Consider the following 13,134-nt stretch of genomic DNA (forward strand, 5'->3'; position numbering starts at 1 on the left):
ATGAAGACGGCGGTGGCCTACCTCGAACCCCACATGGAGAAGTCGGACTCCGAGGGCAAGGGCACCATCGTCCTCGCCACCGTCCGCGGCGACGTCCATGACATCGGGAAGAACCTCGTCGACATCATCCTGTCGAACAACGGCTACAACGTCGTCAACCTGGGCATCAAGCAGCCCGTCTCCGCGATCCTGGAAGCGGCCGAGGAGCACCGGGCCGACGTGATCGGCATGTCGGGTCTCCTGGTGAAGTCCACGGTGATCATGAAGGAGAACCTGCAGGAGCTCAACCAGCGCGAACTGGCCGCCAAGTACCCCGTGATCCTCGGCGGCGCCGCCCTCACCCGGGCCTATGTCGAGCAGGACCTGCACGAGATCTACCAGGGCGAGGTCCGCTACGCCCGTGACGCCTTCGAGGGCCTGCGGCTCATGGACGCCCTCATCGCGGTCAAGCGCGGCGTCCCCGGCGCGACCCTGCCCGAGCTCAAGCAGCGCCGGGTCGCCAAGGGAGCCGGCACCCTGCAGGTCGACGAGCCGGAGCCCGGCGGGCGGTCGGACGTCGCGGTCGACAACCCGGTGCCCACCCCGCCGTTCTGGGGCACCCGGGTCGTCAAGGGCATCCAGCTCAAGGAGTACGCCAGCTGGCTCGACGAGGGCGCCCTGTTCAAGGGCCAGTGGGGCCTCAAGCAGAACCGGGCCGGTGACGGGCCGTCGTACGAGGAGCTGGTGGAGACCGAGGGCCGGCCGCGGCTGCGCGGCTGGCTGGAGCGCCTGCACACGGAGAACCTGCTGGAGGCGGCCGTCGTCCACGGCTACTTCCCCTGCGTCTCCAAGGGCGACGACCTGATCATCCTCGACGACGCGGGCAACGAGCGCACCCGCTTCACCTTCCCGCGCCAGCGCCGCGGCCGCAGGCTCTGCCTGGCGGACTTCTTCCGCCCGGAGGAGTCGGGCGAGACCGACGTCGTCGGCCTCCAGGTCGTCACCGTCGGCTCACGGATCGGCGAGGCCACGGCCAAGCTCTTCGAGTCCGACTCCTACCGTGACTACCTGGAGCTCCACGGCCTGTCCGTGCAGCTCGCCGAGGCCCTGGCCGAGTACTGGCACGCCCGGGTCCGCGCCGAGCTCGGCTTCGCCGGCGAGGACCCCGCGGACGTCGAGGACATGTTCGCGCTCAAGTACCGCGGTGCGCGCTTCTCGCTCGGCTACGGCGCCTGCCCCGACCTGGAGGACCGGGCGAAGATCGCCGAGCTCCTGGAGCCCGAGCGGATCGGCGTCCACCTCTCCGAGGAGTTCCAGCTCCACCCCGAGCAGTCCACGGACGCCATCGTCATCCATCACCCGGAGGCGAAGTACTTCAACGCTCGGTGACCGGGGCGGGGGTAAATCCCTGCGCCTGGTGTGAACCGGACGTACACTGGTCGGTCCAGTGCAGGCCGGCCGCCCACCCCCGTACCGGGGTGGGGGGCCGGCCTCGTCGTCCCTCCGTGGAGGTGTGCCGGATGACCAGTACGGTCCCCGCGTCCTTGTTCCGTGCCAACGGCAGCTCCGCCCTGCAGGCGGTCTTCCTCGACATGGACGGCACCCTCGTCGACACCGAGGGCTTCTGGTGGGACGCGGAGGTGGAGGCCTTCGCCGACCTCGGGCACCGCCTCGACGAGTCCTGGCGGGACGTCGTCGTCGGCGGGCCGATGACCCGCAGCGCCGGCTATCTGATCGAGGCCACGGGCGCGGACATCACCCTGGCAGAGCTCACCGTGCTGCTCAACCAGAAGTTCGAGCAGCGCATCGACCGCGGTGTGCCGCTGATGCCGGGAGCCGACCGGCTCCTCAGCGAGCTGGCCCGGCACGACATCCCGACCGCCCTGGTCTCGGCCTCGCACCGCCGGATCATCGACCGGGTGCTGGACTCCCTGGGGGCCGACCGCTTCGCGCTGACCGTGGCGGGCGACGAAGTGGTCCGTACGAAGCCGCACCCGGAGCCCTATCTGACCGCAGCCCGCGGCGTCGGGGCCGACCCGGTGCTCTGCGCGGTCGTCGAGGACACCGCGACCGGTGTCGCGGCCGCGGAGGCGGCCGGCTGCCGGGTCGTCGCGGTGCCCTCCGTCGCCCCCATCGCGCCCTCGGCCGGACGGGTCGTGGTGCGCTCCCTCGAGGAGGTCGACGTGCCGTTCCTGCGGACCCTGATCGCCACGCCCAGGGGCCTCTGACCCCCGGGTCGCCCCTCCCGAAGCCCTCCCCGCTTCACATCCGGAAACGAACAGGCCATCCGCCGAAAAGGACCCTGAGTGACATTGGTCACCCAGCGTGTCGGCCGACGGGTGGCCTGTCTGCGTGCCGTGTCCGGAACATGACGTTTACGGCCCGCCCATGTGTCCCGATTCGCTCCGCCCCGTACGAATCATTCCGGCGCATGACTATCGAACGCACCGTATTCATGGTCGGCGGACGGTCGCTCCCGCGACCCTGCCCGTCCGGAGGGCACGGCACCGCCCACTAATCTTTCGCCAGTACTCCGCCGCACCATCCGAGTGCTCCGGCGCCCACCCAAGTCGCCGCGTACACAGGACCGATCGCACCCCCTACCGGCCCGATCGACCGCCCCGACCGGGCGGCCGGCGGAGTGACCGAAGCCGCTGTACGTGCCGGCCGTCACCCCGTGCCGGATGAGGAGAACGTTCCCCGATGAACCGCAAGACCCTGGTGCTGCCCGTCGCGGCCGCGCTGCTCACCCCCCTGCTCGCCGGCTGCGGCGGAGGGGACCAGAGCAGAGCGATCGTCGTCGGGACCACGGACCAGTTCGTCGCGACCGAGGACGCTCCCGCGCCGCTCGACCCGGCCTTCGCCTACGACACCGGCGCCTGGAACATCCTGCGCCAGACCGTGCAGACCCTCATGCGCGTCCCGCGCGGCAGCGGCCAGCCCGTTCCCGAGGCCGCCCAGAGCTGCGGTTTCTCCGACAAGGAGAGCGAGAGCTACCGCTGCACCCTCCGCGAGGGCCTGACCTTCGCCGACGGCACCCCCGTCACCGCCGAGGACGTCAAGTTCTCCGTCGAGCGCGTCCTCGCGATCAAGTCCGACAACGGCACCGCCGCACTGCTCTCGAACATCGACGCCGTCGAGACCAAGGGCGAGCTCGAGGTGATCTTCCACCTCAAGACCCCCGACGCGACCTTCCCGTACAAGATCTCCACCCCCGTCGCCGGCATCCTCAGCAAGGCCAAGTACGACGGCAAGGCACTCCGCGCCGGCTTCGACGTCGACGGCTCCGGCCCGTACACGATGAAGACCGAGACCGACGGCGACAAGGTGACGAAGTTCGTCTTCACCAAGAACGCCGCGTACAAGGGCGACATCACCCTGCGCAACGACAAGGTCGAGCTGCGCACCTTCGGCGACGCCGACGGCATGGACAAGGCGCTGCGCGACGACGACATCGACATGGCCGCCCGCGCCATGTCCACCGCGCAGATCAAGGAACTCACCGAGAAGCCCCAGGAGGGCATCGACCTCACCGAGGTCCCCGGCCTGGAGATCCGCTACCTCGGCTTCAACACCAAGGCCCCCGCCGTCGACGAGAAGGCCGTCCGGCAGGCCATGGCCTCCGTCGTCGACCGCGGCCGTCTCGTCGAGCAGGTCTACGGCCCCACCGCCGAGCCGCTCTACTCGCTGATCCCCTCCAGCATCACCGGCCACGCCACGTCGTTCATCGACACCTACGGGCAGCCGGACACCGCCAAGGCCGCCAAGATCCTCCGCGACGCCGGGGTGAAGACCCCCGTCAAGGTCACCCTGAACTACACCACCGACCACTACGGCGCCGAGACGGCCAAGGAGTTCGAGGCCCTGCGCGGCCAGCTCAACGCCACCAAGCTCTTCGACGCCCGGATCCAGGGCACCGAGTGGTCCAAGTTCCGCCCGGCGCAGAAGCGCGGCGACTACGCCGTCTACGGCCTCGGCTGGTTCCCGGACTACCCGGACCCGGACAACTACGTCGCCCCGTTCCTCGACAGCGACAACTTCCTCAACACCCCCTATGTCAATCAGTCGGTCCGCGACCGGCTGATCCCGCAGTCGCGCCGTGAGGCCGACCGCACCGCCGCGACCCCCGTCTACGAGCAGATCCAGAAGATCGTCGCCAAGGACGTGCCCGTACTGCCGCTGTGGCAGGGCAAGCAGTACGTCGCCGCACGCGACGACGTCACCGGCGTCGAGTGGGCGCTGAACACCTCCTCCGACCTGCTCCTGTGGGAGCTCGGACGCGGCACCGCCTGACCCCTTCGTCGTACCGGCCGCGCAGCCGTTGCGCGGCCGGCCTGGTAAGAGATCAAGAGGCAAGTTCTGTGAAGGCACACAACAAGTGGCTGACGGCTCCGCTCGCTGCGGGCCTGGCCGCCACCCTGCTCAGCGGCTGCGGCACCGAAAAGGGCGGCGACGCCGGTGGCTCCGGAGCCACCGTGCGCGTCGGCATGTCGGACGAGATCCTGGCGACCGACCCCGCCGCCGGCTACGACCCCGGCTCCTGGCTGCTCTTCAACAACGTCTTCCAGTCCCTGATCGCCTTCCCGAAGGGCGGCTCCGAGCCCGAGCCCGAGGCCGCCGAGAAGTGCGGCTTCTCGGCCGGCAGCACGGTCTACACCTGCACCCTCCGCGACGGCCTCAAGTTCTCCAACGGCAACCCGCTCACCTCGGAGGACGTCAAGTTCTCCTTCGAGCGCGCGCTGAAGATCGACGACCCCAACGGTCCCGCCCCCCTGCTCGCCTCGATCGCCTCCATCGAGACCCCCGACGAGAAGACCGTCGTCTTCAAGCTGAAGACCCCCGACGCCACCTTCCCCAGCAAGATCGCCTCCGGCGCCGGCTCCATCGTCGACCACCGCGAGTACCCGGCCGACGCGCTGCGCACCGACGGCAAGGCCGTCGGCTCCGGCCCGTACAAGCTCGACTCCTTCGGCCAGACCGAGGCCGTCTTCACCGCCAACGGCAACTACCAGGGCAACGCCAAGCGGAAGAACGACGGCGTCACCCTCAAGCTCTACGGCGGTGACCGGGAAGCCCTCGCCAAGGCCTTCACGGCCGGCGAGGTCGACGTCGCCTACCGAGGCCTGTCCGCCGGCGACATCGCCACCCTGGAGAACGCCCAGGACGACAAGGGCATCCAGGTCGTCCAGGGTTCCAGCGCCGAGGTCCAGCACATGGTCTTCAACGTCAAGGACCCCGTCGTCGGCAAGCTCGGCGTCCGCAAGGCCATCGCCCACCTCGTCAACCGCGAGGCGCTCGTCCAGGACGTCTACCAGTCGACCGCGACGCCGCTGTACTCCATCGTCCCGGCCGGCATCGCCGGACACGCCACCTCCTTCTTCGACACCTACGGCGAGCCCGACAAGGCCAAGGCGAAGAAGGCGCTCCGCGACGCCGGCATCACCGGCAAGGTCAAGCTCACCCTCTGGTCCACCCCGAACCGCTTCGGCCCCTCCACCGACCAGATGATGGAGGCCATAGCCGGCCAGCTCAACGAGAGCGGCCTGTTCGAGGCCAAGGTCCAGTCCGTGCAGTTCGAGCAGTACGAGAAGGACATCGCGGCCGGCAAGTACGGCGTGTACGTCCGCGGCTGGGTCCCCGACTACCCGGACGCCGACAACTTCACCACCCCGTTCTTCGGCGACGACAACGTCCTCGGCAACCGCTACAAGAACGCCCTCATCACCGGCGAGCTGCTGCCCGCCGTCGCCGCGTCCCCCGACCGCGCCGCGACCGGCTCCACCTACAACAAGGTGCAGGACCTCGTCGCCGACGAGCTCCCGCTGCTGCCCCTGTGGCAGGGCAAGCAGTACGCCGTCGCCCGCGAGGACGTCACCGGCCTGGAATGGACCCTCGACGCCTCCACCGTCTTCCGCTTCTGGGAGATCAAGAAGGGCTGACCGAGCCCCCCGTATGCGAAAGGGCCCGGCGCGCATCATGCGCGCCGGGCCCCTCCGCATCCGGTCACTGCGCGCCGGGACGCACCAGACCGCTCTCGTACGCGTACACCGCCGCCTGCACCCGGTCCCGCAGGCCCAGCTTGGTCAGCACATGCCCCACATGCGTCTTCACGGTCGTCTCGCTGACGAACAGATCCGCCGCGATCTCCGCGTTCGACAGACCGCGCGCCACCAGCTTCAGCACCTCGACCTCACGGTCGGTCAGCGTGTTCAGCGTGTCGGGCACCTGCTCCTCGCCCGACGGCAGATGAGCCGAGTACTTGTCCAGCAGCCGACGCGTGATCGACGGCGCCAGCATCGCCTCGCCGGCCGCCACCACCCGGATCGCCTGCACCAGCTCGTGCGCCGGCGCGTCCTTCAGGAGGAAGCCGCTCGCCCCCGCACGCAACGCCTCCACCACGTACTCGTCCAGGTCGAACGTGGTCAGCACCAGCACCTTCGCCGGCCCGTCCCGGCCCGGACCGGTGATCTGCCGGGTGGCCTCCACCCCGTCCATCCGCGGCATCCGGATGTCCATGAGCACCACGTCGGGCTGCAGCGCCCGCACCTGGTCCAAGGCCTGCAGGCCGTCCCCGGCCTCACCCACCACCGCGATGTCCTGCTCCGCCTCCAGAATCATCCGGAAACCGGTGCGCAGCAGCGGCTGGTCGTCGACCAGTAGGACGCGGATCGCCACGAACGAACTCCTTCATCGGCCTGCATTCGGCCCGACCCGGCCTCAGACGGCCGGCGGGACCTGATCCATTCTGCCCTGACCCCCCTCGTCGGGTCCGCCCGACTCCGCAGGGCGCGCGGGCACCACCGGCAGCGGATACACCGGGGGAGTCCCGCCGAACTCCGGACACACCGCCCGGTGGTCGCACCAGCCGCAGAGCTTCGTCGGGCGCGGCCGCCAGTCGCCCGTCTCCGTCGCGAGCCGGATCGCCTCCCACAGCGCGAGCAGCTTGCGCTCCACCCGCAGCAGATCGGCCTCCACCGGGTCGTACGTCAGCACCTCACCACTGCCCAGATAGACCAGCTGCAGCCGGCGCGGCACCACGTTCCTCAGCCGCCAGACCACCAGCGCGTAGAACTTCATCTGGAACAGCGCGCCCTCGCTGTACTCGGGGCGGGGCGCCTTGCCCGTCTTGTAGTCGACGATCCGCACCTCGCCCGTCGGCGCCACGTCGACCCGGTCGATCACGCCGCGCAGCCGCAGCCCCGACTCCAGCTCCGTCTCCACGAACAGCTCACGCTCCGCCGGCTCGAGCCGCGTCGGGTCCTCCAGCGTGAACCAGCGCTCGACCAGCCGCTCCGCCTCCGACAGCCACCGGGCCAACCGCTCGGCCGGCGGCTCCGTCGGGTCCCCGGCGCCGTCACCGCCCTCGGCGAAGAGCTCGCCCAGCTCCGGCCGCGACGCGAGCAGCCGGTCCCACTGCCCCGGGATCAGCGCCTTCGCCCGCGGCGCCGTACGCTCCACGGCCGGCGCGTCGAACAGCCGCTCAAGGACCGCGTGCACCAGCGTCCCGCGGGTCGCCGCCGCACTGGGCTTCTCCGGCAGCCGGTCGATCACCCGGAACCGGTACAGCAGCGGGCACTGCATGAAGTCACTCGCCCGCGAAGGCGACAGCGACATGGGCGCCCGGGGCTCCACCGGCGGCTGCTCGCTCGTAGTCATGACACAGACCCTACGACCCGGCACCGACAGCGACGGCCCACCCGACCCTGATCCACCGGACGGACCCCCGCGGAATACCATCGACGCAGGAGCCCGTCGCGCTGCATGATCGATCAGTGACCCAGCGCGCGGACCGAGCAGCTCGGCGACGAGAGGAACCCGTGAACCAGGACGAGTCCAAGCCGCAGCGGACCGACGACCCGGGCGGCGGCATCCTCATGGGCCGGCCCTTCGGAGTGCCCGTCTACGTGGCGCCCAGCTGGTTCCTGGTCGCCGCCCTGATCACCTGGGTCTTCGGCGACCAGATCGAACGCGTCCTCCCCGACCTCGGCGCCGCCCGCTACCTGGTCTCCCTCTTCTTCGCCATCGCCTTCTACGCCTCGGTGCTCGTCCACGAACTGGCCCACACCCTCGCCGCGCTCCGCTTCAAGCTCCCGGTGCGCCGCATCCAGCTCCAGTTCTTCGGCGGCGTCTCCGAGATCGACAAGGAGACCGAGACCCCCGGCCGCGAGTTCGTCCTCGCCTTCGTCGGCCCGCTGCTCTCCCTCGTCCTCGCCGGGATCTTCTACCTCACCCTCTACGCCGTCGAACCCGGCACCGTCCCCGGTGTCCTCCTCGGCGGCCTGATGATCTCCAACCTGATCGTGGCGATCTTCAACCTGCTCCCCGGCCTGCCCCTCGACGGCGGCCGCATGCTCCGCGCCGTCGTCTGGAAGATCACCGGCAACGCGATGAGCGGCACCGTCGCCGCCGCCTGGGTCGGCCGCGCACTCGCCGTCACCGTACTCATCGGGCTCCCGCTCCTGACCCGCACCGGCCTCTTCGGCAACTCCACCGAGGACATCTCCGGCTTCACCACCGTCACCGACGCCCTGCTCGCCGCGATCCTCGCCGCCATCATCTGGACCGGGGCCGGCAACAGCCTCCGCATGGCCCGGCTGCGCGAACACCTCCCTGAACTCCGCGCCCGCGCACTCACCCGCCGCGCCATCCCCGTCGAGACCACCACCCCGCTCTCCGAGGCGCTCCGGCGCGCCAACGAGGCCGGCGCCCGCGCCCTCGTCGTCGTCGACGGCCACGGCACCCCGACCGGCATCGTCCGCGAGACCGCCATCGCCGGCGTCCCCCAGCACCGCCGCCCCTGGGTCGCGGTCAGCTCCCTCTCCCAGGACCTCGTCGACGGCATGAAGGTCCCCGTCGACCTCACCGGCCAGCCCCTCCTCGACCACCTCCGCGCCAGCCCGGCCACCGAGTACCTGGTCGTCGAGGACAGCGGCGAGATCTACGGCGTCCTGTCCACGGCCGACGTCGAGAGGGCCTTCGTGAAGGCCATGGCACGACCCGGTTCGTAGGCCCGGTACCCTGTTCACATGTCCGAACCGACCGGTGCCGCCCGCCGTCGCGGGCCCTTCAAGGTCGGGGACCAGGTCCAGCTCACCGACCCCAAGGGACGCCACTACACGTTCACGCTCGAGGCCGGGAAGAACTTCCACACCCACAAGGGTTCCTTCCCCCACGACGAGCTGATCGGCGCTCCCGAGGGCAGTGTTGTCCGTACCACGGGGAACGTCGCCTACCTTGCGCTGCGCCCCCTGCTCCCCGACTACGTCCTGTCCATGCCCCGCGGCGCCGCCGTGGTCTACCCCAAGGACGCGGGGCAGATCCTGGCCTTCGCCGACATCTTCCCCGGCGCCCGTGTCGTCGAGGCGGGCGTGGGCTCGGGCTCGCTCAGCTCCTTCCTGCTGCGCGCCATCGGTGACGACGGCATGCTGCACTCCTACGAGCGCCGCGAGGACTTCGCCGAGATCGCCAAGGGCAACGTCGAGCGCTACTTCGGCGGCCCCCACCCCGCGTGGCAGCTGACCGTCGGCGACCTCCAGGACAACCTGTCCGACACCGACGTCGACCGCGTCATCCTCGACATGCTCGCCCCCTGGGAGTGCCTGGAGGCCGTCTCCAAGGCGCTCGTCCCCGGCGGCATCCTCTGCTGCTACGTGGCCACCACCACGCAGCTCGCCCGCACCGTGGAGTCCATCCGCGAGTTCGGCTGCTACGCCGAGCCGCAGCCCTGGGAGTCCATGATCCGCAACTGGCACGTCGAGGGCCTGGCCGTCCGCCCGGACCACCGGATGATCGGCCACACCGGCTTCCTCGTCACCGCCCGCCGTCTCGCGGACGGCGTCGAGCCCCCGATGCGCCGCCGCCGGCCCGCCAAGGGCGCCTACGGCGAGGACTACGAGGGCCCCAACAAGGGCTGACGCCCCACGACGGGGCCCACGCCACCGACGGGGCCGAGAGGCCCCCACGGCGCTGAAGTCCCGACGGTGCTGACGCGCCGACAACGCACCCGTGCCGCCGCCGAGTTCCCGCCCCCGGGCGCGGAAGTCGACGGCGGCACCCTCATGTTCGGCCCCCGGCCGGCACCCGCCTCACCCCGCCCCCGTCACCGCACCCACGACAAGGGCCCACCCGGCTGTTCCGCCGCCCTGTGACGTGTGGCACGATGCCCGGAACTCCTTCCGCACCGCCCTCACAGGAGACTTCTCGCGTGCAGACCTCCGCCGTCACGGACCTGGCGCACACCCATGCCCGGCCGGTGCACTGGCTGGCCACCGCCACCGCGATGGCCGGAGTCGTCGCCCTCGCGGGCCTCACCCAGCCGGGTCCCGCCGGAGCCGCCTCGGCCCCCGCCCCGCTGCCCGCCCCCGACGCCGCCACGGCGCACTACCCGCTCCACTGCGGGGGAGCCCCCAGCAAGATCGCCCAGCGGGCCACCGGAGACCTCGACGGCGACGGAAACCCCGAGACCGTCGCAGTCGTACACTGCGAAGCCGGCTCCGGAACGCCGCCCAGCGGCATCTACGTGCTCACCCGCGGCAAGGGCGCCGGCGCCCCCGCCGCACGCGTCGTGGCCACCCTCGTCGAGCCCTCACAGCTCAAGAACGTCAGCGACTTCGCCGTACGCGACGGCGCCGTCCGGGCCACCCTGCTCGGCTACTCGTCCCCCGACGTGCCCAGCTGCTGCCCCGACCAGCGCGAGCAGGTCACATGGCGCTGGCGAGGGGGAACCTTCGTCCGCACCGGCCAGGACGACGCACGCGCCGTCTGACCCGGCGAACCCGTCACCGCACCGTCACCCGGCGTCGGGACCGTACACCTCGACACCGTCCCCCACCCGCCGCACGTGGATGCAGTCGCCCGGGCACTCCTTCGCGGAGTCCACCACGTCGAGCAGCAGCGGCAGCGGCACCGGCGTCGTCGCACCCGGCTCCTGGAGCAGCTCGTCGTCCGCGCTCTTCACATACGCGAGCCCGTCGATGTCGAGCTCGAAGACCTCCGGCGCGTACTGCACGCAGATCCCGTCCCCGGTGCACAGGTCCTGGTCGATCCAGACCTCGAGCGGCTCCTCGGCACCTGCGGCCGGAGCCTCCTGCTGCACGGTCATGTCTCCTGCCGTTTCTGCGTCTCGCGGGTAAGTCGGGCCAAGCCTGACGGGTGTTGACCACCCATGACGATACAACCGCGGGCTTTTGCAATGACCGGCGGTGGGGTATTTCCCTGGCGTGAGGGGAAGCGCAAGGGTGAAGATCGGACACACCCCGGAGTCTTTTTGATCTAGGGGTTTCAATCATCACCCACCCAGGTAGGGTCAGGAAGCGTCCAGCTCCCCTTGGAGGAGGTGAGGACCGTGGCAGCCCACGACGACGACATCAACCGCGGCATCCGGCCGGGGCGGGGGTCTGAGGACCCCGCCGGCCAGGTTGCCTATCTCGAGCAGGAAATCGCCGTCCTGCGCCGCAAGCTCGCCGACTCTCCGCGTCACACGAGGATTCTCGAGGAGCGGATCGTCGAGCTGCAGACGAACCTGGCCGGCGTGTCCGCTCAGAACGAGCGACTCGCCAATACACTCCGTGAGGCCCGCGACCAGATCGTGGCCCTCAAGGAGGAGGTCGACCGGCTCGCCCAGCCGCCGGCCGGCTTCGGTGTCTTCCTGCAGGCGAATGAGGACGGCACGTGCGACATCTTCACCGGGGGCCGCAAGCTCCGGGTGAACGTCAGCCCCAGCGTCGAGCTCGACGAGCTCAGGCGGGGCCAGGAAGTCATGCTCAACGAGGCGCTCAACGTGGTCGAGGCCATGGAATTCGAGCGCGCCGGGGACATCGTCACCCTCAAGGAGATCCTCGAGGACGGCGAGCGCGCCCTGGTGATCGGGCACACCGACGAGGAACGGGTGGTGCGGCTCGCCGAGCCCCTGCTGGACATCACCATCCGCCCCGGCGACGCCCTGCTGCTCGAACCCAGGTCCGGCTACGTCTACGAGGTCGTCCCCAAGAGCGAGGTCGAAGAGCTCGTCCTCGAAGAGGTCCCGGACGTCGACTACGACAAGATCGGCGGCCTGGGCAACCAGATCGAACTGATCCGCGACGCCGTCGAGCTCCCCTACCTCTACCCGGACCTCTTCAAGGAACACGAACTGCGGCCCCCGAAGGGCATCCTGCTCTACGGCCCGCCCGGCTGCGGCAAGACGCTGATCGCGAAGGCCGTCGCCAACTCCCTTGCCAAGAAGGTCGCCGAGGTGACCGGCCAGCCCGCCGGGAAGTCCTACTTCCTGAACATCAAGGGCCCCGAGCTCCTCAACAAGTACGTCGGCGAGACCGAGCGGCACATCCGCCTCGTCTTCCAGCGTGCCCGGGAGAAGGCGAGCGAGGGCACCCCCGTCATCGTCTTCTTCGACGAGATGGAATCCCTCTTCCGCACCCGCGGATCCGGAGTCAGCTCGGACGTGGAGAACACCATCGTCCCCCAGCTGCTCGCCGAGATCGACGGCGTCGAAGGCCTGGAGAACGTCATCGTCATCGGCGCCTCCAACCGCGAGGACATGATCGACCCCGCGATCCTGCGGCCCGGCCGGCTCGACGTCAAGATCAAGATCGAGCGTCCGGACGCGGAGGCCGCCAAGGACATCTTCGCCAAGTACCTGACCTCCACCCTCCCGCTGCACGCCGACGACCTCGCCGAGCACAGCGGATCGAAGGAGGCCGCCGCCCACGGGATGATCCAGTCCGTGGTCGAGCAGATGTACGCGGAATCCGAGGAGAACCGCTTCCTCGAGGTCACGTACGCCAACGGCGACAAGGAAGTCCTCTACTTCAAGGACTTCAACTCCGGCGCGATGATCCAGAACATCGTCGACCGGGCCAAGAAGATGGCCATCAAGGCCTTCCTCGACCACGACCAGAAGGGCATTCGCGTCTCCCACCTCCTCCAGGCCTGCGTGGACGAGTTCAAGGAGAACGAGGACCTTCCCAACACCACCAACCCCGACGACTGGGCCCGCATCTCCGGAAAGAAGGGCGAGCGGATCGTCTTCATCCGCACCCTCGTCACCGGAAAGCAGGGCGCGGACACCGGCCGCTCCATCGACACGGTGGCCAACACCGGTCAGTACCTGTAGTGACGCGCAACTCGCAGTGACGCGCACCGGCTGCGGATGTCCGG

Annotated in this window: 11 protein-coding genes; 8 read left to right on the top strand and 3 right to left on the bottom strand. The window is 69.9% G+C overall.

Annotated features, from left to right (window positions below; all coding sequences use genetic code 11):
• The 4 genes from ACGF1Z_RS27500 to ACGF1Z_RS27515 all read left to right on the top strand — a co-directional run.
• Positions 1-1,368, top strand: a 1,368-nt coding sequence (locus ACGF1Z_RS27500; RefSeq protein ID WP_393008499.1) for a vitamin B12 dependent-methionine synthase activation domain-containing protein, incomplete at its 5' end; no start/stop codon positions are given.
• A 131-nt stretch (positions 1,369-1,499) separates the two neighbouring features.
• A complete protein-coding gene (locus tag ACGF1Z_RS27505) occupies positions 1,500-2,207 on the top strand; it encodes an HAD family hydrolase (RefSeq protein WP_393008501.1) in 708 nt (235 codons plus the stop codon).
• Between the two features lie 475 nt (positions 2,208-2,682).
• Positions 2,683-4,272, top strand: coding sequence for an ABC transporter substrate-binding protein (locus ACGF1Z_RS27510; protein WP_393008503.1), 1,590 nt, complete (start codon positions 2,683-2,685; stop codon positions 4,270-4,272).
• A 68-nt stretch (positions 4,273-4,340) separates the two neighbouring features.
• Complete coding sequence (locus ACGF1Z_RS27515; protein ID WP_393008505.1) at positions 4,341-5,918, top strand: ABC transporter substrate-binding protein; 1,578 nt, start codon at positions 4,341-4,343, stop codon at positions 5,916-5,918.
• Between the two features lie 64 nt (positions 5,919-5,982).
• On the opposite strand, the gene ACGF1Z_RS27520 is transcribed toward ACGF1Z_RS27515, so the two are convergent.
• Together ACGF1Z_RS27520 and ACGF1Z_RS27525 are read right to left on the bottom strand one after the other, a co-directional pair.
• Entirely contained in the window at positions 5,983-6,654 is a 672-nt protein-coding gene (locus tag ACGF1Z_RS27520) for a response regulator transcription factor (protein WP_345490029.1), read from the bottom strand.
• Between the two features lie 42 nt (positions 6,655-6,696).
• Positions 6,697-7,635, bottom strand: coding sequence for a RecB family exonuclease (locus ACGF1Z_RS27525; protein WP_393008507.1), 939 nt, complete (start codon positions 7,633-7,635; stop codon positions 6,697-6,699).
• Positions 7,636-7,853: 218 nt separating this feature from the next.
• Here ACGF1Z_RS27525 and ACGF1Z_RS27530 point away from each other — a divergent pair, with 218 nt between their 5' ends.
• From ACGF1Z_RS27530 to ACGF1Z_RS27540, 3 genes are all read left to right on the top strand, one after another.
• Positions 7,854-8,987 (top strand): site-2 protease family protein, encoded by a 1,134-nt coding sequence (locus ACGF1Z_RS27530; RefSeq protein ID WP_393008932.1) that lies wholly within the window; start codon positions 7,854-7,856, stop codon positions 8,985-8,987.
• An 18-nt stretch (positions 8,988-9,005) separates the two neighbouring features.
• Entirely contained in the window at positions 9,006-9,893 is an 888-nt protein-coding gene (locus tag ACGF1Z_RS27535; RefSeq protein ID WP_393008509.1) for a tRNA (adenine-N1)-methyltransferase, read from the top strand.
• Between the two features lie 290 nt (positions 9,894-10,183).
• On the top strand, positions 10,184-10,744 hold the full coding sequence (locus tag ACGF1Z_RS27540; protein ID WP_393008511.1) for a hypothetical protein: 561 nt from the start codon (positions 10,184-10,186) through the stop codon (positions 10,742-10,744).
• A gap of 24 nt (positions 10,745-10,768) precedes the next feature.
• Here ACGF1Z_RS27540 and ACGF1Z_RS27545 read toward each other — a convergent pair whose 3' ends face one another.
• Positions 10,769-11,080, bottom strand: coding sequence for a ferredoxin (locus tag ACGF1Z_RS27545; protein ID WP_393008513.1), 312 nt, complete (start codon positions 11,078-11,080; stop codon positions 10,769-10,771).
• Between the two features lie 243 nt (positions 11,081-11,323).
• On the opposite strand from ACGF1Z_RS27545, the gene arc reads away from it, so the two are divergent.
• Positions 11,324-13,090 carry a proteasome ATPase gene (arc, locus tag ACGF1Z_RS27550; RefSeq protein ID WP_376638226.1) on the top strand — a complete coding sequence of 589 codons (1,767 nt, stop codon included), beginning with the start codon at positions 11,324-11,326 and terminating at the stop codon, positions 13,088-13,090.
• Positions 13,091-13,134: the final 44 nt, after the last annotated feature.

The organism is Streptomyces sp. NPDC048018 (genome assembly GCF_043202995.1).
Classification (GTDB): Bacteria; Actinomycetota; Actinomycetes; order Streptomycetales; family Streptomycetaceae; genus Streptomyces.